The sequence below is a fragment of the Heyndrickxia camelliae genome, from assembly GCF_002844575.1.
In the GTDB taxonomy this organism is placed as follows: Bacteria; Bacillota; Bacilli; order Bacillales; family Bacillaceae_C; genus Margalitia; species Margalitia camelliae.
Genome location: NZ_PIQO01000003.1, coordinates 134,677 through 156,006, shown reverse-complemented (window position 1 = coordinate 156,006; position 21,330 = coordinate 134,677). Strand labels below are relative to the sequence as shown.

The 21,330-nt window shown below is 35.9% G+C and carries 24 protein-coding genes; 23 read left to right on the top strand and 1 reads right to left on the bottom strand.

Annotation, left to right across the window (positions count from 1 at the left end):
• Positions 1-106 precede the first annotated feature (106 nt).
• The 16 genes from aroC to CWO92_RS05845 all read left to right on the top strand — a co-directional run bounded on the left by aroC (position 107) and on the right by CWO92_RS05845 (position 14,292).
• Positions 107-1,279, top strand: a complete 1,173-nt coding sequence (gene aroC, locus CWO92_RS05920; protein ID WP_101353277.1) for a chorismate synthase — start codon at positions 107-109, stop codon at positions 1,277-1,279.
• Between the two features lie 4 nt (positions 1,280-1,283).
• Positions 1,284-2,348 carry a 3-dehydroquinate synthase gene (gene aroB / locus CWO92_RS05915; protein WP_101353513.1) on the top strand — a complete coding sequence of 355 codons (1,065 nt, stop codon included), beginning with the start codon at positions 1,284-1,286 and terminating at the stop codon, positions 2,346-2,348.
• Positions 2,349-2,373: 25 nt separating this feature from the next.
• Positions 2,374-2,778, top strand: a complete 405-nt coding sequence (gene aroH / locus CWO92_RS05910; RefSeq protein ID WP_101353276.1) for a chorismate mutase — start codon at positions 2,374-2,376, stop codon at positions 2,776-2,778.
• Positions 2,753-3,853, top strand: coding sequence for a histidinol-phosphate transaminase (gene hisC, locus CWO92_RS05905; RefSeq protein ID WP_101353275.1), 1,101 nt, complete (start codon positions 2,753-2,755; stop codon positions 3,851-3,853). The genes aroH and hisC overlap by 26 nt, the downstream gene beginning before the upstream one ends.
• 31 nt (positions 3,854-3,884) lie before the next feature.
• The gene (locus CWO92_RS05900) at positions 3,885-4,988 is read left to right on the top strand and encodes a prephenate dehydrogenase (protein WP_101353274.1); all 1,104 of its coding nucleotides are present in this window, start codon (positions 3,885-3,887) and stop codon (positions 4,986-4,988) included.
• 30 nt (positions 4,989-5,018) lie between these two features.
• Positions 5,019-6,308, top strand: a complete 1,290-nt coding sequence (gene aroA, locus CWO92_RS05895; protein WP_101353273.1) for a 3-phosphoshikimate 1-carboxyvinyltransferase — start codon at positions 5,019-5,021, stop codon at positions 6,306-6,308.
• A 100-nt stretch (positions 6,309-6,408) separates the two neighbouring features.
• A complete protein-coding gene (locus tag CWO92_RS05890; RefSeq protein ID WP_101353272.1) occupies positions 6,409-7,287 on the top strand; it encodes a hypothetical protein in 879 nt (292 codons plus the stop codon).
• A 26-nt stretch (positions 7,288-7,313) separates the two neighbouring features.
• Positions 7,314-8,576, top strand: coding sequence for a tetratricopeptide repeat protein (locus tag CWO92_RS05885; RefSeq protein ID WP_101353271.1), 1,263 nt, complete (start codon positions 7,314-7,316; stop codon positions 8,574-8,576).
• Positions 8,569-9,159: a ReoY family proteolytic degradation factor gene (locus CWO92_RS05880; RefSeq protein WP_101353270.1), complete on the top strand. Its 591-nt coding sequence runs from the start codon at positions 8,569-8,571 to the stop codon at positions 9,157-9,159. The genes CWO92_RS05885 and CWO92_RS05880 overlap by 8 nt, the downstream gene beginning before the upstream one ends.
• 118 nt (positions 9,160-9,277) lie before the next feature.
• Positions 9,278-9,739 carry a YpiF family protein gene (locus CWO92_RS05875; protein WP_101353269.1) on the top strand — a complete coding sequence of 154 codons (462 nt, stop codon included), beginning with the start codon at positions 9,278-9,280 and terminating at the stop codon, positions 9,737-9,739.
• A gap of 229 nt (positions 9,740-9,968) precedes the next feature.
• Positions 9,969-10,478 (top strand): QcrA and Rieske domain-containing protein, encoded by a 510-nt coding sequence (locus CWO92_RS05870; RefSeq protein WP_101353268.1) that lies wholly within the window; start codon positions 9,969-9,971, stop codon positions 10,476-10,478.
• Positions 10,479-10,492: 14 nt separating this feature from the next.
• A complete protein-coding gene (gene qcrB, locus CWO92_RS05865; RefSeq protein WP_101353267.1) occupies positions 10,493-11,167 on the top strand; it encodes a menaquinol-cytochrome c reductase cytochrome b subunit in 675 nt (224 codons plus the stop codon).
• A gap of 51 nt (positions 11,168-11,218) precedes the next feature.
• Positions 11,219-11,992, top strand: coding sequence for a menaquinol-cytochrome c reductase cytochrome b/c subunit (locus CWO92_RS05860; RefSeq protein WP_101353266.1), 774 nt, complete (start codon positions 11,219-11,221; stop codon positions 11,990-11,992).
• Positions 11,993-12,084: 92 nt separating this feature from the next.
• On the top strand, positions 12,085-12,690 hold the full coding sequence (lhaT, locus tag CWO92_RS05855) for a lipoprotein heptaprenylglyceryl N-acetyltransferase LhaT (protein ID WP_101353265.1): 606 nt from the start codon (positions 12,085-12,087) through the stop codon (positions 12,688-12,690).
• A 66-nt stretch (positions 12,691-12,756) separates the two neighbouring features.
• Positions 12,757-13,551: a sporulation protein YpjB gene (ypjB, locus tag CWO92_RS05850; protein WP_101353264.1), complete on the top strand. Its 795-nt coding sequence runs from the start codon at positions 12,757-12,759 to the stop codon at positions 13,549-13,551.
• A gap of 57 nt (positions 13,552-13,608) precedes the next feature.
• Complete coding sequence (locus CWO92_RS05845) at positions 13,609-14,292, top strand: zinc metallopeptidase (protein ID WP_101353263.1); 684 nt, start codon at positions 13,609-13,611, stop codon at positions 14,290-14,292.
• A 96-nt stretch (positions 14,293-14,388) separates the two neighbouring features.
• On the opposite strand, the gene CWO92_RS05840 is transcribed toward CWO92_RS05845, so the two are convergent.
• Entirely contained in the window at positions 14,389-15,261 is an 873-nt protein-coding gene (locus CWO92_RS05840; RefSeq protein WP_101353262.1) for a YitT family protein, read from the bottom strand.
• A 187-nt stretch (positions 15,262-15,448) separates the two neighbouring features.
• Between CWO92_RS05840 and CWO92_RS05835 the strand changes: the two genes are divergently transcribed.
• From CWO92_RS05835 to CWO92_RS05805, 7 genes are read left to right on the top strand one after another with little or no spacing between them, the layout of a single operon-like run.
• Positions 15,449-15,775 (top strand): nucleotide pyrophosphohydrolase, encoded by a 327-nt coding sequence (locus tag CWO92_RS05835; protein ID WP_101353261.1) that lies wholly within the window; start codon positions 15,449-15,451, stop codon positions 15,773-15,775.
• Positions 15,776-15,816: 41 nt separating this feature from the next.
• Entirely contained in the window at positions 15,817-16,617 is an 801-nt protein-coding gene (dapB, locus tag CWO92_RS05830) for a 4-hydroxy-tetrahydrodipicolinate reductase (RefSeq protein ID WP_101353260.1), read from the top strand.
• A 19-nt stretch (positions 16,618-16,636) separates the two neighbouring features.
• On the top strand, positions 16,637-17,044 hold the full coding sequence (gene mgsA / locus CWO92_RS05825; protein ID WP_101353259.1) for a methylglyoxal synthase: 408 nt from the start codon (positions 16,637-16,639) through the stop codon (positions 17,042-17,044).
• On the top strand, positions 17,041-17,760 hold the full coding sequence (gene bshB1 / locus CWO92_RS05820) for a bacillithiol biosynthesis deacetylase BshB1 (protein ID WP_101353258.1): 720 nt from the start codon (positions 17,041-17,043) through the stop codon (positions 17,758-17,760). The genes mgsA and bshB1 overlap by 4 nt, the downstream gene beginning before the upstream one ends.
• A complete protein-coding gene (gene bshA, locus CWO92_RS05815) occupies positions 17,745-18,896 on the top strand; it encodes an N-acetyl-alpha-D-glucosaminyl L-malate synthase BshA (RefSeq protein ID WP_101353257.1) in 1,152 nt (383 codons plus the stop codon). The genes bshB1 and bshA overlap by 16 nt, the downstream gene beginning before the upstream one ends.
• Entirely contained in the window at positions 18,893-20,098 is a 1,206-nt protein-coding gene (locus tag CWO92_RS05810; RefSeq protein WP_101353256.1) for a CCA tRNA nucleotidyltransferase, read from the top strand. The genes bshA and CWO92_RS05810 overlap by 4 nt, the downstream gene beginning before the upstream one ends.
• Entirely contained in the window at positions 20,071-21,051 is a 981-nt protein-coding gene (locus tag CWO92_RS05805) for a biotin--[acetyl-CoA-carboxylase] ligase (RefSeq protein ID WP_101353255.1), read from the top strand. Before CWO92_RS05810 ends, CWO92_RS05805 begins: the two co-directional genes overlap by 28 nt.
• Positions 21,052-21,330 lie beyond the last annotated feature (279 nt).

The following is a 21,330-nucleotide window of genomic DNA, read 5'->3' as shown; positions in this document are numbered from 1 at the left end:
AAAGGATAAAAAATTCTAATTTTTTTAATTATGTACTATGTTGTGCAATGGGTTTATGATATAGTGATACATAATTCCTTTAAAGTGATGAAGGGGGTATATAATAATGAGATATTTAACAGCCGGTGAATCGCATGGGCCGCAGCTTACCACTATAATAGAAGGATTACCTTCAGGAATGCCTTTAACAGCAGAAGATATTAATGCAGAACTTGCTCGTAGGCAAAAAGGTTATGGTCGCGGTAGAAGAATGCAAATTGAAAAGGACAAAGTAAATATTGCCAGCGGTGTAAGACACGGTTATACTCTTGGTTCGCCGCTAGCATTAATAGTGGAAAATAATGATTGGAAGCATTGGACAAAAATAATGGGCATAGAGCCTATTGAAGATACCGAAATAGAAGAAGTTAAGCGAAAGGTAAGTAGACCGCGACCTGGACATGCGGATTTAGTTGGAGGTATTAAATATGGACATCGCGACATGAGAAATGTTCTGGAACGATCGTCCGCAAGAGAAACGACAGTTAGGGTCGCAGCTGGAGCGGTAGCGAAAAAATTACTTTCGTTACTAGGAATAGAAGTAGCAGGACATGTTCTGGAAATTGGCGGTGTAAAGGCAAACCCTCCTATCTATAAAAACATAAAACAATTACAACAAAAAACAGAAGATTCTCCGGTTCGTGTATTTGATGAATCGGCAGAAAAACAAATGATGGAAGCAATTGATTTGGCAAAGAAAAACGGGGATTCCATCGGAGGAATTGTCGAGGTCATTGTGGAAGGAATGCCTGCTGGTGTTGGAAGTTATGTTCACTTTGATCGGAAATTGGATGCTCGTATTGCAAGAGCGATTGTAAGTATCAATGCCTTTAAAGGTGTAGAATTTGGATTAGGATTTGAAATGGCTAGAAAGCCAGGCAGCCAGGTTCATGATGAAATTATTTGGGATGAGAATGATGGATATACTCGTAGAACTAACAACCTCGGCGGTTTTGAAGGTGGTATGTCAACAGGTATGCCTATCGTAGTAAGAGGGGTTATGAAACCTATTCCAACTTTGTATAAGCCATTGCAGAGTGTGGATATTGAAACAAAGGAACCATTTACTGCAAGTATTGAAAGGTCCGATAGCTGTGCTGTACCTGCCGCAAGCGTTGTCGCAGAAGCAGTAGTTGCGTGGGAACTGGCCACAGCTATTTTAGAACAATTCTCTAGCGATCGTTTTGATGCTTTACAAAAAATCATTGCTGAACAAAGAGAATATGCAAGGAAGTTTTAAAAATATGGATACCTTAGATATTTATACTTCATCTAAAAATTACCCCGTCTATATAGGGAATGAAATTATAAATCAATTAACCGAAAAATTAGAAGGTTATTCAAAACTTTACATTATAACGGATAAACATATTGAATCATTGTATTTGCAGACTTTGCAGAAATATCTTCCTGACAAGGAAACGCATATCTTTATTGCCCCTAATGGTGAAGATGCAAAAACTTTTTCAGTTTATGAGGAATGTATTTCATTTGCCCTTCAAAACGGATTTGATAGAAGGTCGGTCGTATTAGCATTTGGAGGAGGAGCAATAGGAGATTTAGCAGGTTTTGTGGCTGCAACTTATATGAGAGGGATTCCTTTTATTCAAATTCCTACGACGATATTGGCTCATGACAGTGCCATTGGTGGTAAGGTTGCCATCAATCATTCGTTAGGAAAAAATATGGTTGGTGCTTTTTATCAACCTGAATTCGTTCTTTATGACGTTCAATTTTTAACGACTCTACCAAGCAGGGAAAAAAGAAGCGGGTTTGCAGAAGTTATTAAACATGCATTAATTTCCGATTCAAGATTCTTACAAGAATTAATGGAGAAGGTAGACTCCCTTGAATCTATTCCAATACATGACATGCAGAAGTATTTACGAAAGGGAATGGAAGTAAAAGCTAATATTGTTCATTTGGACGAAAAGGAACGAAACATACGTGCCTATCTAAATTTTGGCCATACCCTTGGTCATGCGTTAGAGGCAAATGCTGGCTATGGAAATTTAACGCATGGGGAAGCTGTAATGATTGGCATCGTTTATGCTCTTCAGCTTAGTAAGGAAGTATTTCAACTTCCGTTTTCTATCAAGGAATTTGTCTCATGGCTTGAAAGGTTAGGATATAAATGGAGAATACCAGCAAACATGGATTATGATGCAGTATATGAATGGATGGTTAGGGATAAAAAATCTGTTTCAAACTCACCGACATTTGTATTATTACAAGAGATAGGAATACCTATCTTGCAAAAAGTTGATCAAGCAATTTTACAGAAAACCTTTCATTTATTGCAAACATAAGAAAGATGATAAAGGGGAGAAGGAAATGATTCGCGGAATTAGAGGTGCAACAACAGTTTTTCATAATCAAGAAGATCTTGTTATAGATGCCGCAGATGAATTATTGCGTAAAATGATTGAAGCAAATGAAGTAGAAGCAGCAGATGTTGCTTCTGTTTTCATATCTGTAACGTCGGATATTAATGCCGCTTTTCCTTCAAAGGCATTAAGAAGATTTCCAGATTGGAAGTTTGTTCCGATTATGTGCATGCAAGAAATTCCTGTCATAAATAGCTTGCCTTTTTGTATAAGAGTGATGCTTCACGTTAATACAAACAAACCTCAAGATGAAATCAACCATATATATTTAAATAATGCAGTTGTTTTGCGTCCAGATTTAGCCGTAACTAGGGAGGATAATGAAGATGAAATGGAAAAATCAAATTCTTAATCTAGAGGCTTACAAGCCGGGGAAAACAATAGATGAAGTGAAAAAACAATATCAACTTGATACCATTGTAAAATTGGCATCCAATGAAAATCCATATGGATATTCACCGAAAGTGGACCAAGCATTAAGGAATTTTCAAGCATCCTTTATTCTATATCCGGATGGTAATGCCTCAAATCTTCGTGACACAATGGCGGGGCATTTAAAAGTAGATCCGCGTCAGCTTATTTTTACAAATGGAACAGATGAACTGATACAAATTATTTCAAGGGCATTGCTTGAACCTGGAAAGAATACCGTTATGGCAAATCCAACTTTTTCACAATATAAGCATAATGCCGTTATCGAGGGTGCGGAAGTTCGGGAAGTAGATCTCATCAATGGTGAGCATGATTTAAGAGGGATGCTTTCTCAAATCGATGCAAACACAGCTATTGTATGGGTGTGCAGTCCAAATAATCCAACAGGTACTTATATACCCAAAGAAGCGTTACAACCATTTTTGGAACAAGTTCCAAACGATGTATTGGTAGTTTTAGATGAGGCCTATTATGAATATGTAGACAAAGATGTGGCATATGATTCGCTAGCGCTTATCGACCAGTTTCCAAATTTAATTATCATGAGAACTTTTTCAAAAATATATGGTTTGGCAAGTTTTCGTGTAGGTTACGGAATCTCATCCATTGACAATATTCAAAGTATTGAACCAACCCGACCTCCTTTTAATACAAATGTACTTGGCCAGTTGGCAGCTTCTACAGCTTTATTGGATCAAAAATTCGTTGAAAATTGTCGTTCCAAAAACGAAGTGGAAAAACAAAAATATTATAATTTCTGCCAAGAAAATAATTTGGGTTATTATCCAACACAAGGAAATTTCATTTTAATAGACTTTGGGTTAGATGGAGATAGTGTATCACAGTTTTTATTAACAAAAGGAATCATTGTTCGTTCAGGAAAGGCGCTAGGATTCCCAACGGGTGTACGGATAACCCTAGGTTTAGAAGAACAAAACCAACAAGTTAGAAACGCTATTAAGGAATGTATAGAATTAAATTCTTTCATAAAATAGACTTGATTGTATTTTCTACAGGAGGATTTTCATGCGCGGGAATGTATTTATTGTCGGTCTTGGTTTAATTGGAGGTTCACTTGCCTTAAATATAAAAAAACAGCATCCGGAAGCTGTTATTTATGGATATGATGTGAATAAAGAAGAAATAGAAAAAGCAATTATTCTAAAAATTATTGATGAAGGAACTGAATCTTTTCAGAAGGGGTCAGAATTAGCTGACTTAATTATATTAGCAACTCCTGTTTTGGAAACGCAAAAGTTGATGGAACAACTAGTGAATTTTTCACTTAGAGAAAATGTTCTAATTACAGATACAGGAAGTACCAAAAAGTCAATTGTAGAAAAAGCAACTATTTTTCATGACAAAGCTATACAGTTTATTGGCGGTCATCCGATGGCAGGTTCCCATAAAAGCGGTATTACAGCTGCAAAAGAACAACTTTTTGAAAATGCGTTTTATATATTTACACCAAGCTCTAACCAAGGATCGGAACAAGTTAATACATTAAAAGAATGGTTTAAAGGAACAAAAGCAAGATTTATTGAACTTTCTGCAGATGATCATGATGAAATGACAGGAATATTAAGCCATCTTCCGCATATTATTGCTTCTTCTTTAGTAGAACAAGCAAAGGATGCACAAGAAAATTTTCCTTTACTTTCACGACTTGCTGCGGGCGGTTTCCGTGATATAACAAGAATTGCATCCAGTGATCCAACAATGTGGGCAAGTATTAGCTTATTGAACAAAGATGTATTAGTAAGATTGTTAAAACAATGGATAGCAAAAATGAATTATGTAACTGAATTAATACAAGCGGAAAATTTTGATAAGCTTTATACCTTTTTTCTGGAAGCAAAAATATTTCGGGATGAACTACCTGTTCATTCCACTGGTGTTATCCATTCGTTCTATGATTTGTTTATCGATATTCCCGATTATCCGGGGATTATATCCGAAATTACTGGTTATTTAGCGGAGGAAAGAATCAGTATAACAAATATTAAGATATTAGAAACAAGAGAAGACATTTATGGTGTTTTAAGAATAAGTTTTCAAAATGAGAGAGATAGAAGTCGGGCAAAAGAATGCCTTGAAAAAAGAACCAGTTATGATTTATTTATCCAATAATTCGTTTGTTTTTGAAAAGGGTGAATACAAATGGAAGTAAAACAGCTTAATTTTAACAGGCACAGTATACAAGGAACAATTAAGGTGCCCGGGGATAAGTCTATTTCCCACCGGGCAATTATGTTCGGAGCAATATCAAGCGGTAAGACAATAGTAAGAAATTTTTTATTTGGAGCGGATTGCTTAAGCACGATTTCTTGTTTTCGAAAGTTAGGCGTTAATATTATTCAAGAGGACAATGAAATAGTGATTTATGGAGAAGGATGGAGTGGATTGAAAGAACCTGCCTCCGTCCTTGATGTGGGAAATTCCGGCACGACAACCCGGCTAATGTTGGGGATTCTTGCAGGACGTCCATTTCATTCCGTGGTAATAGGCGATGATTCGATTGCTAAAAGACCAATGAACCGTGTTGTTCTGCCTTTAAGACAGATGGGAGCAAAAATCAATGGACGTGAGAATGGGAATTATACCCCGATTGCAATCCAAGGAAGTCCATTAACATCTATTACTTATGAACTTCCAGTTGCAAGTGCTCAAGTGAAATCATGCTTATTACTTGCGGGTTTGCAAGCGAATGGGGAAACTACCATAATAGAACCGGCAGCTACGAGAGATCATACGGAAAAAATGATTCAGCATTTTGGTGGTGAAATCTCTATTCGAAATAACCAAATTTCGGTTCAAGGAAATCAACAGTTAACAGGTACAGTAGTAGATGTGCCTGGAGATATTTCTTCAGCTGCTTTCTTTATGGTTGCCGCTGCAATCATGGAAAATAGTGAAGTGAAATTAGAAAATGTGGGATTAAATCCAACAAGAACAGGTATTATTGATGTATTAATTAAAATGGGTGCCGATATTTCGATTGAGATGAATAAAGACGCTTCCTATGAACCTGTAGGTACTATAACAGTCAGAACTTCAATATTAAAAGGCATAGAAATATCAGGAGATTTAATTCCAAGGTTAATAGATGAACTCCCTATTATTGCATTATTAGCTACACAAGCAGAAGGAACAACCATTATAAAAAATGCCGAAGAATTAAAAGTAAAGGAAACAAATAGAATTGATGCTGTTGCAAGAGAACTGTCACAATTAGGTGCTAATATTGTACCTACCGAAGATGGGATGATAATCATAGGAAAAACAACCTTACACGGAGGGACTGTCTCCAGTCTTGGCGATCATCGGATAGGCATGATGTTAGGAGTCGCTTCATTAATTTGTAAGGAAAAAGTAATCTTAGAAGATTATGAAGCGGTTGAAGTATCTTATCCTAATTTTTTTGAAGATTTACAAGCGCTCCTTAAATAAATTTAACAAAAAAGAAACTAAAAGCTAGTTTCTTTTTTGTCATTTTCCTCCCCATTTATTCATAGCTTGTCTATAGAATTAATAAATGGGAGGGACAAAAATGTATATCATTGAAAAAGCCAATATAGAAATGGAAAATATGGAGAAGACTACTTCCATACTGATTAAAGATAACAAAATCTATTCTATAAAGGATTCCTTTATGAGAAATAATTATGTAAGAATGAACCTTTCCGAGTACATTATGACTCCTACTCATGTAATGCTTGACCTTACTTCCCTTCCTTCCGAATTTCAAGAGATGAAGAAGTATTATACCGAGAATTTTTTATTGAAAGGGACTGGTACCATCATTAATGCTTTTACTATTCAGTATGAAAGTCAGTTTGAGGATGAACTGCGAAAAAAGCGAACCTCTTTCCTAAACAGTCCGATTGATTATGTCATTGCTGTAAAACTTCCACTGGAAAAACTCTCCACCAATATTATTCGAAAATGCAAACGAAATAAAATCCCTATTATTTTTGTCGAATTAAAAAACATAGAGGATTTATATGAAAAGCCATGGGGTTGGATAAAAGAAGCTATGTTTCCTTACAATCCAGTACTAGTTCCAGTTTTTTCAGGCGAGCAAAAAGCAAAGAAAAATCTGTTGAAAAATTGGGATGAAATACTAAGCAAAGAAAAGATTTCACATTTATTCGATGAAATTCCTGAAAAAACACCAATTGCAGTGAAATATTTGAAGAAATTTGGTGTGTATCCGAAAAGAGGAGATTTAAGTATTGGAAGCGAAATTAACTATAACTTATATTTCAAAGCCGATAAAGTTGATGAACACGTCCCTTTTCATTATGATAAAGATAGGTTAGCTATAATGGTTCATAAAGGGCTCATTACAACTACTTGTAATGAGGTTACTTATCGACCGGGTTTTGGAGAAGAAATTAGGATAGAAAGAACTTCTCTGTTTGTATAAATTTTACGTTTGGAAAGGGTAGTATTATGTCAAATGTACAGCAAATGTTAAAGCATATAGAAGAAGGTAATATGGAACAAGCTGATAAGTATTTCAGGATTATTAAAGAAACAGGAGCGGATGAAGAACTATTTATGTCAGCGGAGGAGCTTCACCAGCTTGGCTTTCTTCAAGAGGCGAAGGAGTTATATGAACAATTGATTCATACCTTTCCCGATGAGGGAGAGTTGAAGATATTATTATCAGAGGTTTATTTGGATTTGGATCAAGAGGATGAAGCTATCGCTCAACTCGATACTATTATGGAGACGGATCCCGATTATCCTAGGGCATTGCTTTTATTGGCAGATCTATATCAAATGCAAGGATTGCTAGAGGTTAGTGAACGAAAATTACTGGAAGCTAAGGAAATACTCCCTGAAGAACCGATAGTTGATTTTGCATTAGGTGAACTATACGCTGCCAGTGGAAACTATGTCGGTGCTATACAATATTATAGAGCAATCCTAAATCAAGGGCATGAAACGATTGCCGGAAATAATATCCACAGCCGATTAGCAGAAGTACTTAGCGCGGCGGGAGAATTTGAGGAAGCATTGCCGCACTTTGATCAGGCTCTTGATGAACATTTGGAAATCAATACACTTTTCGGTTTTGGTTTAACTGCTTATAAAGCGGGATTTTATCGAAAATCCATTGAAATCTTTCTAAAGCTCAAGGAAATAGATCCTGAATTCCACTCACTTTATTTATATTTAGGGAGAGCATATGAGCATGAGGAAGAAGTGGACAATGCATTAGAAATTGTTCAAGCGGGGTTAAAAGTAGATGAATTTAATAAGGAACTGTATCAATTTGGAGGGAAAATCGCATTAAAATCCGGAAATGAATCATTAGCGGAAGAGTATTTTCGCCAAGCGTTAGCACTTGATCCCGGATATATTGATGCAGCCCTTACATTAAATAAATTATTTTTACATCAAAAACGATATGAAGATGTAATAGATATTTCTTCACAAATGGAAAATGAAGGTGAGTCAGATCCGACTATTTACTGGGATATGGCGGTAGCTTATCAGCATTTAGAACAATATTCACAGGCATTAAAATATTATGAACTCGCATATAATGATTTAAAGAATAACCTTGAATTCCTTGAGGAATATGGATATTTCCTTATTGAAGAAGGAAAGAGAGATGAAGCGGCACAAATTTTTCAGTACTTATTGAAAGAAGACCCTACCAATGAAGAGTGGATTACGCTTTTGGAACGTTTTGAACATGATTAATAATGAATGGACTATACTAACATTATGCAGAGGAGGGATTCCTTTGGCTGCAACTCCTGTATCTGTCAACGAGAAGAAGGATTTTATTCGCTGGTTTTTAAATCATTATCAATTAAAGAGAAGAGAATCAGTTTGGATCTTGAATTATCTTATGAGTCATGACCAATTGATGGAAAAGGTTCACTTCGTAGAGGAAGCACAGTATTGTCCAAGAGGTCTTATAATGTCAACCCATTGTGTTGATCTTGTTCCGTTTCGTTTTTACAAAGAAAATATAATGACAACAGATGCGGAAAAATCATTTCACGACATTCGACTAAATCGCGACGAAGATATTTATATTCAACTAAATTTTAAAGATGCGAATATTTCATATCATTATGCTGCTGTTTTAGAAGAAAATCCGTTTATGCCGAAACTATTGAGGATTAATGAGGAAGATAGAAAACTTGCTGAAAAATTCTTGCAACGAAGCATTAAAAGCTTTCAAAAGGAAAAAATCTTGAAGGAGATTGATGATGCTTTGGATCGAAACGATCGAGAAGCGTTTTTAACTCTAACAGAACAGCTAAAAGGATTATAATAGGAAGCAATCCTCTTGTGTCAATAACAAGAGGATTGCTTCCTATTAACGTTTGAAAAAAAAATATTTTGCATGATATGATAAAATTGCGTCAATTAATAAGTATAGGAGTGTTTTTATGAATTGGAATGGAAAAGATATTGAACTCTATTTGAAAGAAAAGCAATTTATTGATACTGCCATTGTTCCACTTATTCCTGTTTCACTTGGAGAAAATTTGAAACAATCAGCATCTCAAGGAGAGTTCATTAGTTTATTAACACTCCATCTTGAAAGACAGTTTAGGGGAAGAATGCTCTTGCTGCCTCCAATTACGTATCTATTAGAAACAGATGAAGCAAGGAAGTTAAATTTATTGCACGAATGGGAGGAGAAAATTAAGGAGAGTGATTTTGCACATGTCTTTTATATTACCTCTGATAGTTTTTGGAGAGATAAAAATGAGTCCTTCTCTGATGATGTGATTTGGCTTCCATCAATTCCTCTAGAAAACATGGAGGAGCAATTTAAACATTCGATATTAGAGGATCAAGTGAAACAATTAATAAATATTATAGTGCAAAAATGGCAAAATATATAATGTAGCAATATTGATGAGATATTTTGGTTATTTCTTTCTCACTAATGCGTAAAATAGGACAAAATTGGCAAGAAAAAATTCGATTTTCCGTCACATTGTTGTCAACTTTTGCTAGGGGAGGTTATTGACCTTCTATTATGTTTGATATATCATGATTATGTCCTAGATTTGTATTTGTGCGATATTTATGTCCAGTGGACTTACCTTACTGCTAGAGGGGGGAAAAGGGATGAGCAAGAATCCTGTTTCAAGACGTCAGTTTCTTAGCTATACACTTACTGGTGTAGGTGGCTTTATGGCTGCTGGAATTTTGATGCCGATGGTGCGTTTTGCAGTTGATCCAGTGTTAAAGACGGAGGCTGGTGGCGATTTTCATGCTACGAAGCTAAAAGTAAGCGATTTAACGGATCAGCCAAAAAAGATTGACTTTACATATGAACAAGTGGATGCATGGTATAAGTCAAATGTAACACAAACTGCTTGGGTGTATAAGGACAGCAAGGGAGATATTGTTGCTTTGTCACCTATTTGTAAGCATTTGGGTTGCACAGTAAACTGGAACGCAAATAAAGACCATCCAAATCAATTCTATTGTCCTTGTCATGGTGGTCGTTATGAGAAAAATGGTAAAAATGTACCGGGCACACCACCTGCCAAACCGTTGGATACTTATCCAACAAAAGTAAAAGACGGTTATTTGTATTTAGGTAAACCAGAAGCAAATGTTTTCGTTAAATAAAGGAGGCGTAATTCATGCTTAATAAACTATATGATTGGGTTGACGAGCGTTTAGATATTACGCCTTTGTGGCGGGATATTGCTGATCATGAGGTACCAGAACATGTAAACCCTGCACATCATTTTAGTGCATTTGTCTATTGTTTTGGTGGATTAACATTCTTTGTTACTGTCATTCAAATATTATCTGGTATGTTTTTAACCATGTATTATGTGCCGGATATAAAGAATGCTTGGCAATCTGTTTATTATCTTCAAAATGAAGTGGCTTTCGGGCAAATTGTTCGTGGTATGCATCATTGGGGCGCTAGTCTGGTAATTGTAATGATTTTCTTACATACGTTACGTGTATTTTTCCAAGGAGCATACAAAAAACCACGTGAACTGAACTGGATCGTGGGGGTACTTATTTTCTTTGTAATGATGGGTCTGGGATTTACAGGATATTTACTGCCTTGGGATATGAAAGCGTTATTCGCTACAAAGGTAGGTCTGCAAATTGCTGATTCAGTTCCATTAATCGGTCCTTATGCAAAGATTTTACTATCTGGTCACCCTGATATCGTTGGTGCACAAACTTTAACTCGTTTCTTTGCCATTCACGTATTTTTCTTACCAGGTATTTTAATGGCCTTAATGGCAGCTCATTTCTTAATGATTCGTAAGCAAGGTATTTCGGGACCGCTTTAAAATTCAGAGTAATTAAAAATTGACAGCTACTTAACGAAGGAGGGGGACTAAATGCATCGTGGAAAAGGAATGAAGTTTGTCGGCGACTCGCGTGTTGCTGCTCCGTCTCATCGCAAACAAATGATTCCGAAAGATTATTCGGAATATCCAGGTAAAACGGAAGCCTTTTGGCCAAATTTTCTTTTAAAAGAATGGTTAGTTGGTGCCGTTTTCTTAATCGGTTTCTTATGTCTTACTGTAGCGCATCCGTCACCGTTAGAGCGTATTGCGGATCCTACGGATACAGGTTACATTCCATTACCTGACTGGTATTTCTTATTCCTTTATCAATTACTAAAATATTCATATGCATCTGGCCCATATAGTGTCATCGGTATTATCGCTATTCCTGGTTTAGCATTTGGAGGTTTATTGCTTGCTCCATTTATTGATCGCGGACCAGAACGCCGTCCTATGAAGCGTCCATTTGCAACAGGTTTTATGCTGCTTGCTCTAGCTTCTGTCATTTATCTAACTTGGGAAGCGGCAGCTCATGAAGATTGGGCTAAAGTTCATGAACAAGGTAAGATTGTAGCTCAAGTGGATATTGATAAAAATGCTGAAGGCTATAAAATTTTCGCAAAACAAACATGTATCACTTGTCATGGAGATACCTTAAAAGGTGGTGCAGCAGCACCTTCTCTGATTGATACTGGATTAAAGCCAGCAGAAATTGAGAAAATTGCTCAGCACGGTATGGGTAAAATGCCACCAAATCAATTTAAAGGTTCTCCAGATGAGTTGAAAAAACTTGCAGAATTTATTGCTAGTTTGAAATCTAAATAAGTAAAACAAAAGCTGGCTTTTTGCCAGCTTTTATTTCACTTTTAGAAATTTGAATTATTAAAAATTACAATATTGTAATTGAGGTGCTCTTTTTGCGATTATTGTACCCTTTTTTAGCAGATCGAAGAATCTTATGGGTTTTATTAATCATCAATATTATAGGAACGGTATATGGATACTATTGGTACAGAGGACAACTAAATGTGACGCCATTACAATTCCTACCGTTTGTTCCTGATAGTCCAACTGCAAGTTTATTTTTTGTATTCGTATTAATAGCATTTTTATTTCGGAAGAATTGGCCATTATTTGAAGCTCTTGCAATTGTTACGCTATTCAAATATGGTATTTGGGCAGTAGTAATGAATATCCTTACAAAGATGGTAACTGGCTATTTGCCATGGGAGGGTTATATGCTTATCATTTCACATGGTGCGATGGCCATTGAAGGACTTTTATATGCGCCATTTTATAGGATAAAATTACGTTACTTGTTAATTGCGGCAATTTGGACCTTACATAATGATATTATTGACTATGTATTTATGCAATTTCCACAATACCAAGATTTATACATATATGTTCGGGAAATTGGTTATTTTACATTTTGGTTAAGTATCTTATCACTAGTTCTTTCTTATTATTTGTGTATAAGAAAGAATCGTTTGGAACTATCCATGAATGGTAAGCCTGTCTAGTTGTTTTTGGTCTACTCTTGTCCCAACTCACATACACATAGTAGTAGTTTGGAGGGGGGACAAGAAATGAAACTTAAAACGATATTCCTTCTATTATCTATCATTCTTTTATCCATTCATCATGCAAAAGCTACTGCACCGTTATCGATGCCATTAAAAGAAATGGATGATACTGCAGATGAAATATTGCAAGTAACGAAAATGAATCATTATAAGGAAGCAACACTACTTCTACAATCTTTTTCGAATCAATTATCCAAATTTACTAAGAAGGAAGCTCTATTTTCTTTGGACGAAGTAAGGGCATTAAGGAATGCACAAAATCAGGCTTTAAAGTCTGTGACTAGCATGAATACCTTACCTGAGCAGAAATTAAAGGATGTAACGGCTTTTCGCCTCGTAGTAGATGCTTTGAACTCTCACTATCAGCCGTTGTGGACTAATATGAGACAGCCAATCCTCTCTGCATTTAATCATGCTAAAGATGCGGCGAAACAAGGGGAGTTTGAACAATTTCAAGCGAATTTAAACAATTTTTTATCAGAGTATTCTATTATTGAGCCAAGCTTGGCGGTAGATCTACCTAATAATCAATTGGAAAAACTTAATGCAAAAATATCTTTTATCGACAAGTATAGAGGCAGTATGGTGCAAAGTCAGTCTCAACAAGCGCAAATGGAGGTTTTGGGAAATGACTTGCAGAAAGTATTTGAGGATATGTCCAAAGATGAAACAGATCCATCCCTTTGGTGGGTTATTTTTACAACAGGATCCATTATTATTTTTACCCTCTCTTACGTAGGATGGAGAAAATATATGGGACAAAAAGAAGACAGAAAACGTACTGAGCATAATGATTGACCTTTATAGCAAAATTGAATAGAATGATTAGTAATATAAAGATAATGGAGGCTGAAAATGGGAGCATTTTTCATTTACTTCATCATTATTGCCTTAATACCGATTTGGGCACAACTTAGAGTGAAAAGAACGATGGGTAAATACTCTAGGGTGGAGTCTACTGCAGGTATGACCGGTGCTCAAGTAGCAAGAAGAATTCTTGATGAAAATGGATTATATGACGTTAGAGTAGTAGAACATCAAGGTTTTTTAAGTGACCATTACAATCCGATGTCAAAAACAGTTCACTTATCTTCAGATAATTATCATGGATACTCCGTTGCAGGTGCTGCTGTTGCGGCTCATGAAGTGGGGCATGCTATACAGGATAAAGAACGTTATGCTGCATTACGGTTTCGTCATACATTAGTCCCGATTGCCAACATAGGCTCAAATGCATCCTGGATTTTTTTAATGATTGGTTTGATAGCAAGTATTCCTAATATGCTATTGCTCGGAATCATTCTAATGGCTGCCGGAGTTTTATTTCAGCTTGTCACTTTACCTGTTGAATTTAATGCTTCCTCAAGAGCAATGAATCAAATGGTAGGATTGGGAATTATCAATAATATCGAAGAACGGCAAGCAAGGAAAGTTTTAAATGCAGCTGCATTAACTTATGTTGCAGCGGCAGCAGTTGCGGTAATAGAATTACTCAGAATGGTGTTAATTTTTACAAATATGAATCGAAACGAGGATTAAGAAAAGGACTATCATGTGGATAGTCCTTTCTCTTTCAAAATGATGTGATTAAGTTCTGTCTCTGTCCATTTTAAGTTAAAATCGGCTTACATTTTTTTATTTTTCAATTGGTTCCTTATTCTCGTCTAATGTAAAGCCTTCACCTAATACATCATGGACAATCGTTACAGATACGAAGGCATGAGGGTCGATAGAATTAATGATACCTTTTAAACGGGATATCTCATTTTTGCCAACGACACAATAAAGTACTTCTTTGTCAGCTTTCGAATAGTAGCCATGCCCCCTTAGAACGGTTACACCTCTATCCATTTCTTTCATAATTTTGTCAGCAATATCATTATATTTTTCTGAAATAATTAAGGTTCCCCTTGCTGTATATGCCCCTTCTTGCATAAAGTCAATTACTCTTGCTCCAACGAATACTGCTACCAGAGTATACATTGCATGGCGATAATCCAAATAAGTAATAAGGGAAAGTGTAATAACACAAGCGTCAAAAATGAACATGGTTCTCCCCATTGCCCAGCCCTTATATTTAAAAAATAGTCTTGCAATGATATCGACCCCACCGGAAGTTCCTCCGTATCGGAAGATAATACCTAATCCAATACCGATAAAAGCTCCTGCAAACAGGGAAGCAAGAAATAAGTCATCTGTTAAAGGAAAACTTAAAGGATCTCTCTGGAAAATCCATAAAAACACTGAAGTTCCAACCGTACCAATAATAGTGTATAAAAATGATTTCTTACCAAGCATCCTCCACCCGATAATAAAAACTGGGATGTTAAGAGCTAAGTTTGTATAAGATGGATTTATCCCTAATTTAGCAAGTAGAATTAAAGTAATACCTGTAAATCCACCCTCTGCAAGATGGTTTTCAATATTAAAATGGACAATACCAAAACCAAAGATTGCAGATCCTAGCAATATAAAGAGGATGTTCTTTATTTTCAAATCCAAACCCATGCAGCAGTTCCTCCTGTATATGTATAAAACATTACAATGCTTAGCGTCCTTATTATATATAATGGGAAGAAAACTATCAAATACATTCATGAATTGATTTAAAACATTTGTAAATAAAAAGATATTTGGCTAACATGGAAATGGGACGATTTGCAGAGAACATGTAAAGAAGATAGGGGTGCTAGACATGAGCGATCATAAAACAATGAAAGAAATGCAAGAAGAAGTGGATCAATATATAAGTCAATTTAAAGAAGGCTATTTCAGCCCATTAGCTATGCTTGCTAGGTTGACAGAAGAATTAGGCGAACTTGCACGGGAAGTAAATCATTATTATGGTGAGAAACCAAAGAAGAGTACGGAAAAAGAAAGAACAATTGAAGAAGAATTAGGAGATGTACAATTTGTCGTCATGTGTCTGGCAAATTCATTACATATTGATTTAGAAGAAGCACATAATCATGTTATGCATAAGTTTAATACTAGAGACAGGGATAGATGGACGAGAAAGTAATTTTTTTGTTCGATATAAATAAATGGTAAAGGAAGATTTACATGAAAACAGTAAAAATAATTGTTGCCGGACCAAGAGGGCGGATGGGAAAAGAAGCAGTTAAAATGATACAGGAAACTGAAGAATTTGAATTAGTTAGTGTTCTTGATCATAAAAATGATGGAAAGCTGCTTTCTGAAATTCCTGGATTTTCGAATATCAATGTACCGATTTATACAAATATTGAGGAATGTTTACAAAAGAGCCATGCAGATGTTCTAGTAGATTTAACAACACCGGAAACGGGATATTTACATACTAAAACCGCGATTTTGAATGGTGTAAGACCTGTTGTAGGTACCACAGGTTTTACAAAGGAACAATTGGAAGAACTTTCTGATTTGGCAGAGGAAAAGCAAATTGGTTGTATCATTGCACCGAATTTTGCTATCGGTGCAGTGCTTATGATGAAATTTTCACAAATGGCCGCAAAATTTTTTCCAGATGTTGAAATTATTGAACTTCATCATGATCAAAAACTGGATGCACCTTCCGGAACAGCTGTAAAAACAGCTCAAATGATTTCAGAATCCAGAGAAAAGAAAGAACAAGGACATCCGAATGAAAAGGAAACCCTTAATGGAGCACGTGGTGCAAACATGGATGGGATGCATATTCACAGTGTTAGGCTGCCAGGTTTAATTGCTCACCAGCAAGTATTATTTGGTGCGGATGGTCAATCATTAACAATCCGACATGATTCCTATAATAGAGCATCGTTTATGTCAGGTGTTAAAGTTTCTATTAATACGGTATTAAATATCGCTACACTCGTGTATGGTTTAGAAAATATATTAGATTAAGATTGGGGGGATGGATGTTATGGAGATAGCTTTGATTGCCCATGATAAAAAGAAAGAAGATATGGTTAGGTTTGTTTTAGCATATCAGCATATTTTTCAGAAGCATCATTTATATGCTACTGGAACAACTGGAAAAAGAATAATGGAGGCAACTGGAATGAAGGTGCATCGTTTCCAATCCGGTCCGTATGGAGGAGATCAGGAAATAGGAGCATTGATTGCAAAGAATCTTCTTGATTTAGTTATATTCTTTCGAGATCCTTTAACCGCTCAGCCACATGAACCAGATGTATCCGCATTAATGAGACTATGTGATGTATATTCAGTTCCACTTGCTACCAATATGGGTACGGCTGAAGTGTTGGTTAGAGGCCTAGAAAAAGGAGATATTAATTGGAGATCGATTACTAGAGGTGAAATTCAATGAGTAACGACATAGATATATTAGCATTTGGTGCCCATGCAGACGATGTCGAAATCGGCATGGGCGGTTCTATTGCGAAATGGACCAATGAAGGAAAGAAAGTAGTTATATGTGATTTAACAAAAGCGGAACTATCTTCGAACGGAACGGTTGAAATGAGGCAAGTTGAGGCAATGAAAGCTGCTGAAATATTAGGTGTTAATGAACGGATTACATTAAATCTGCCTGATCGCGGACTTTATAAAAACGAAGATAATATCCTAAAAATTGTTGAAATCATCCGTACATATAGACCAGCTTTAGTATTTGCTCCATATTATGAGGACCGCCATCCAGATCATGCAAATTGTTCTCATCTAGTGGAAGAAGCATACTTTTCTGCTGGAATACGTAAAATTACAACTCCAAGTCCCTTATCTGCACATAAGCCAAATGGTATGTATCACTATATGATTAATGGATTTCATCGTCCTGACTTTACCGTAGATATTACAGACTATATGGATAAAAAAGTTGAAAGCCTTTTTGCTTATAAAAGTCAATTTGTCGAAACAAGTGACGGAGTAAAAACCCCATTAACAGATGGGTATATCGAAACCGTTCAGGCCCGTGAACGTCTATTTGGTAAAGAGGTTGGAACAGTATATGCAGAAGGGTTTAAATCAAAGAAACCTATTTTACTCAATTTGGATGTGAATACAGAATGGAAAATAAACTAAAGATTGGCATTACTTGTTATCCAAGTGTTGGTGGATCTGGGGTTATTGCAACGGAATTAGGAAAGCTGCTTGCAGAAAGAGGACATGAAATTCATTTTATAACATCTAGTATCCCTTTTAGACTAAATAAAATGTATCATAATATTTATTATCATCAGGTAGAGGTAAATCAATATGCTGTCTTCCAATATCCCCCATATGATATTGCGTTAGCTAGTAAAATGGCAGAAGTCGTAAAAAGAGAAAATTTACAGATACTTCATGTTCATTATGCAATTCCTCATGCTATATGTGCTATCCTTGCAAAGCAAATGGCTGGGACGAATGTGGAAATTGTGACTACTTTACATGGAACAGATATAACAGTGTTAGGATATGATCCTTCATTAACAGATGCTATTCGGTTTGGCATCGAGAAATCTGATTATGTCACAGCGGTTTCTAAGGCACTTGTTCAACAAACTTATGATCTAATTCAACCGCAAAAAGAGATACAAACTGTTTATAATTTTATTGATGAGCGTGTCTATAAAAAGGTAGATTCTAAGCATTTACGTGAGGAATATGGCATTTTACCGCATGAGAAGGTTATTATTCATGTATCAAACTTTCGGGCTGTCAAAAGAGTCCAGGACGTCGTCAGGGCATTTGCGAAAATCAGTGAATCAATCCCTGCTAAGTTATTATTGGTTGGAGATGGTCCCGAAATGACAGTCATATGCAAATTAGTGAATGAACTAAAATTAGAGGACAAGGTCCTGCTTTTAGGAAGGCAAGATAATTTAGAGGAATTATATTCTATTAGTGATTTAAAATTATTGCTCTCGCAAAAGGAAAGTTTTGGATTAGTTGCCCTTGAAGCAATGGCTTGCGGAGTTCCTTGTATTGGTACAAATATTGGAGGTATTCCTGAAGTTATCCAAGATGGAAAAAATGGGTATATTTGTGAAGTGGGAGATATTGATGCTATTGCTGAAAAAGCTTTGCATTTATTAACAGATCCGATACTTCATGAAGTATTTTCTGCGAATGCTGTAGCCAGCGTTAGGGAAGATTTTATGTCAAAGAAAATTGTAAATCAGTATGAAGAAATTTATTACCAATTAATTTCAAAAGGGGAAAAGGTAGTTAAATGAAAGAACCATTCCTGCAAGCAATACCAATTTTAAAAAGAATAGAAAAATACGGTTTCGAAGCGTATTTTGTAGGTGGATCAATACGGGATCTTTTATTAAAACGTACCATCTCAGATGTTGATATTGCCACATCCGCAACCCCGGAAGAGATTAAAAATATATTTAACCGAACCGTTGACATTGGAATTGAACACGGCACTGTTTTAGTATTATACCAAGATAAAAAGTATGAAGTAACTACTTTTCGATCAGAATCGCAGTACAAAGATCATCGTCATCCTGATAAGGTGTCATTTATTCGATCGCTAAAAATGGATTTAGAAAGACGAGATTTTACGATGAATGCCATTGCTATGGATCAGTTCGGCAATTTAAAGGATCCCTTTGATGGTAAACAAGATATCGAAAAGAAAATCATCCGGACAGTAGGTGCAGCGGAAAGTCGATTTCGAGAAGATGCTTTAAGAATGATGAGAGCAGTGCGATTTGTTAGTCAACTTGAATTCTCTATTGATCAGAACACGCGTAATGCACTGACTCAACATGCACATTTATTAAATTTTATTGCAGTAGAAAGAATTACAAACGAATTTGTAAAATTGCTGAGCGGTACTGCCAAAACATCCGCTATATCTATCTTACTGGATACAAACCTGGTTGAGTTTATGCCAAATCCTATCGACACAAAAATATCTTTAACCAAATGTAGCGATTTTCAAATAGATATATTAACGGAAAACCAAATGTGGTTAATCATTCTATACTTTCAATCTGGTGAACCTGTTGATTATTTAAAGAAATGGCGTCTTCCTAATCATAAAATAAAATATTTAACAACTTGTCTTCGGTTTTTAAAAGGTAGAGAACTCAAGGAATGGTCAGAGTTGACTTTATATCCTTTAAATCTAGAAATGGCTATTGACATTGAAACAGTTTATCGGACTTTGCAAAAACAGAGTATCACAAAAGTATATGATGACATTACTAATAAATATAACAGTTTAGTGATTAAAAGCAGAGAAGAATTACAGGTTACGGGCAAGGATTTAATCTACTGGTTAAATAGGCCTGCTGGACCTTGGATAAAAAATGCTTTAAAAGATATAGAAGAAGCAGTATTGCTTAAAAAGATTGAAAATAGTAAGGATGCCATAAAGGGGTGGATTTTGAATCAATGCAATCACCGACAAGAACGAAACTAATAGAAGCGTTTTCTAATGCAAATGGAGAGTTTCTTTCAGGCCAAGCATTAGCAGATATATTAGGTTGTTCCAGAACAGCGATTTGGAAACATATCGAGGAATTGCGAAAAGAAGGATTTGAGCTGGAGGCAATTCGAAATAAAGGATACAGAATTATTAATACTCCTAAAAATATGACGGAAAATGAATTGAGATTAGGATTAAAAACAACTATCTTTGGCAAAACCATTCATTACTTAGAATCAACAGATTCCACTCAAAAAGTCGCGCATCGTCTTGCACAAGAGGGGTGTCCGGATGGAACCCTAGTTATTGCTGAAGAACAAACAAATGGACGTGGAAGATTAGCGCGTGTCTGGCATTCTCCTAAATACACAGGTATATGGATGAGCCTTGTCTTAAGGCCGAAGCTCCCTCCTGCAAAGGCGCCGCAATTCACGTTAATAGCAGCTGTAGCAGTTGCACAAGCTATTGAGGATGTTTGTAAGATTAGTCCGGATATTAAGTGGCCAAATGATTTATTATTAAATGGTAAAAAAATTACAGGAATATTAACAGAACTACAAGCTGACTCCGATAAGATAGATGCTATTATCATGGGAATAGGCATGAATGTAAATCAAAAGGAAGCGGATTTCCCTATTGAGCTGCATGATATTGCAACCTCTCTTGCGATTGAAACTGGAAAGGAAATATCTCGCTCTAATCTTGTAAAAAGACTTTTGGAGAATCTTGAAAAATACTATTTAATTTATTTGAAGAATGGTTTTGCACCATTAAAGCTTCTTTGGGAAAGCTATGCTGTTTCTTTAGGTAAAGATATTATAGCAAGAACTATCTCCGGTAATATAGCCGGTAAGGCACTAGGAATCACAGACGAAGGTGTCCTGAAAATTCAAGATTATAATGGACAAATTCATGAGATATATTCAGCAGATATAGAAATTAAATAGTCTTTTTGAATAAAAAAAGAAATAGTCATTTACATACAAATTTGCTATACTTTGATTGGGTAGTATCCTTAGGAACTGCACCTTATTTTATCCAAACGTAACTAAATAATGTTCTGCCTTGATCCAAAATGGACGGGGACAGAGGGTCGAAACAATCAATAAATACTACAGGAGTCCTTCTGCCTTGCGAAGGACTCTTTTTGTTTTAATAAATTAATGTTTCACCTTCTTCCCAGAGGAAATGGCAGGTAAGGCATACCACCTGACCAAAATGAGAGG

What these genes read in the sequence shown, in the direction of transcription:
- CWO92_RS05840 (WP_101353262.1), bottom strand. Translation starts at nt 15,261, where the DNA reads ATGGGTTTGGATTTGAAAATAAAGAACATCCTCTTTATATTGCTAGGA.
- dapB (WP_101353260.1), top strand. Translation starts at nt 15,817, where the DNA reads ATGAAAACAGTAAAAATAATTGTTGCCGGACCAAGAGGGCGGATGGGA.
- CWO92_RS05835 (WP_101353261.1), top strand. Translation starts at nt 15,449, where the DNA reads ATGAGCGATCATAAAACAATGAAAGAAATGCAAGAAGAAGTGGATCAA.
- CWO92_RS05845 (WP_101353263.1), top strand. Translation starts at nt 13,609, where the DNA reads ATGGGAGCATTTTTCATTTACTTCATCATTATTGCCTTAATACCGATT.
- bshB1 (WP_101353258.1), top strand. Translation starts at nt 17,041, where the DNA reads ATGAGTAACGACATAGATATATTAGCATTTGGTGCCCATGCAGACGAT.
- hisC (WP_101353275.1), top strand. Translation starts at nt 2,753, where the DNA reads ATGAAATGGAAAAATCAAATTCTTAATCTAGAGGCTTACAAGCCGGGG.
- CWO92_RS05880 (WP_101353270.1), top strand. Translation starts at nt 8,569, where the DNA reads ATGATTAATAATGAATGGACTATACTAACATTATGCAGAGGAGGGATT.
- bshA (WP_101353257.1), top strand. Translation starts at nt 17,745, where the DNA reads ATGGAAAATAAACTAAAGATTGGCATTACTTGTTATCCAAGTGTTGGT.
- ypjB (WP_101353264.1), top strand. Translation starts at nt 12,757, where the DNA reads ATGAAACTTAAAACGATATTCCTTCTATTATCTATCATTCTTTTATCC.
- CWO92_RS05890 (WP_101353272.1), top strand. Translation starts at nt 6,409, where the DNA reads ATGTATATCATTGAAAAAGCCAATATAGAAATGGAAAATATGGAGAAG.
- aroA (WP_101353273.1), top strand. Translation starts at nt 5,019, where the DNA reads ATGGAAGTAAAACAGCTTAATTTTAACAGGCACAGTATACAAGGAACA.
- CWO92_RS05875 (WP_101353269.1), top strand. Translation starts at nt 9,278, where the DNA reads ATGAATTGGAATGGAAAAGATATTGAACTCTATTTGAAAGAAAAGCAA.
- CWO92_RS05805 (WP_101353255.1), top strand. Translation starts at nt 20,071, where the DNA reads ATGCAATCACCGACAAGAACGAAACTAATAGAAGCGTTTTCTAATGCA.
- aroH (WP_101353276.1), top strand. Translation starts at nt 2,374, where the DNA reads ATGATTCGCGGAATTAGAGGTGCAACAACAGTTTTTCATAATCAAGAA.
- aroC (WP_101353277.1), top strand. Translation starts at nt 107, where the DNA reads ATGAGATATTTAACAGCCGGTGAATCGCATGGGCCGCAGCTTACCACT.
- CWO92_RS05870 (WP_101353268.1), top strand. Translation starts at nt 9,969, where the DNA reads ATGAGCAAGAATCCTGTTTCAAGACGTCAGTTTCTTAGCTATACACTT.
- CWO92_RS05810 (WP_101353256.1), top strand. Translation starts at nt 18,893, where the DNA reads ATGAAAGAACCATTCCTGCAAGCAATACCAATTTTAAAAAGAATAGAA.
- CWO92_RS05885 (WP_101353271.1), top strand. Translation starts at nt 7,314, where the DNA reads ATGTCAAATGTACAGCAAATGTTAAAGCATATAGAAGAAGGTAATATG.
- CWO92_RS05860 (WP_101353266.1), top strand. Translation starts at nt 11,219, where the DNA reads ATGCATCGTGGAAAAGGAATGAAGTTTGTCGGCGACTCGCGTGTTGCT.
- qcrB (WP_101353267.1), top strand. Translation starts at nt 10,493, where the DNA reads ATGCTTAATAAACTATATGATTGGGTTGACGAGCGTTTAGATATTACG.
- mgsA (WP_101353259.1), top strand. Translation starts at nt 16,637, where the DNA reads ATGGAGATAGCTTTGATTGCCCATGATAAAAAGAAAGAAGATATGGTT.
- aroB (WP_101353513.1), top strand. Translation starts at nt 1,284, where the DNA reads ATGGATACCTTAGATATTTATACTTCATCTAAAAATTACCCCGTCTAT.
- CWO92_RS05900 (WP_101353274.1), top strand. Translation starts at nt 3,885, where the DNA reads ATGCGCGGGAATGTATTTATTGTCGGTCTTGGTTTAATTGGAGGTTCA.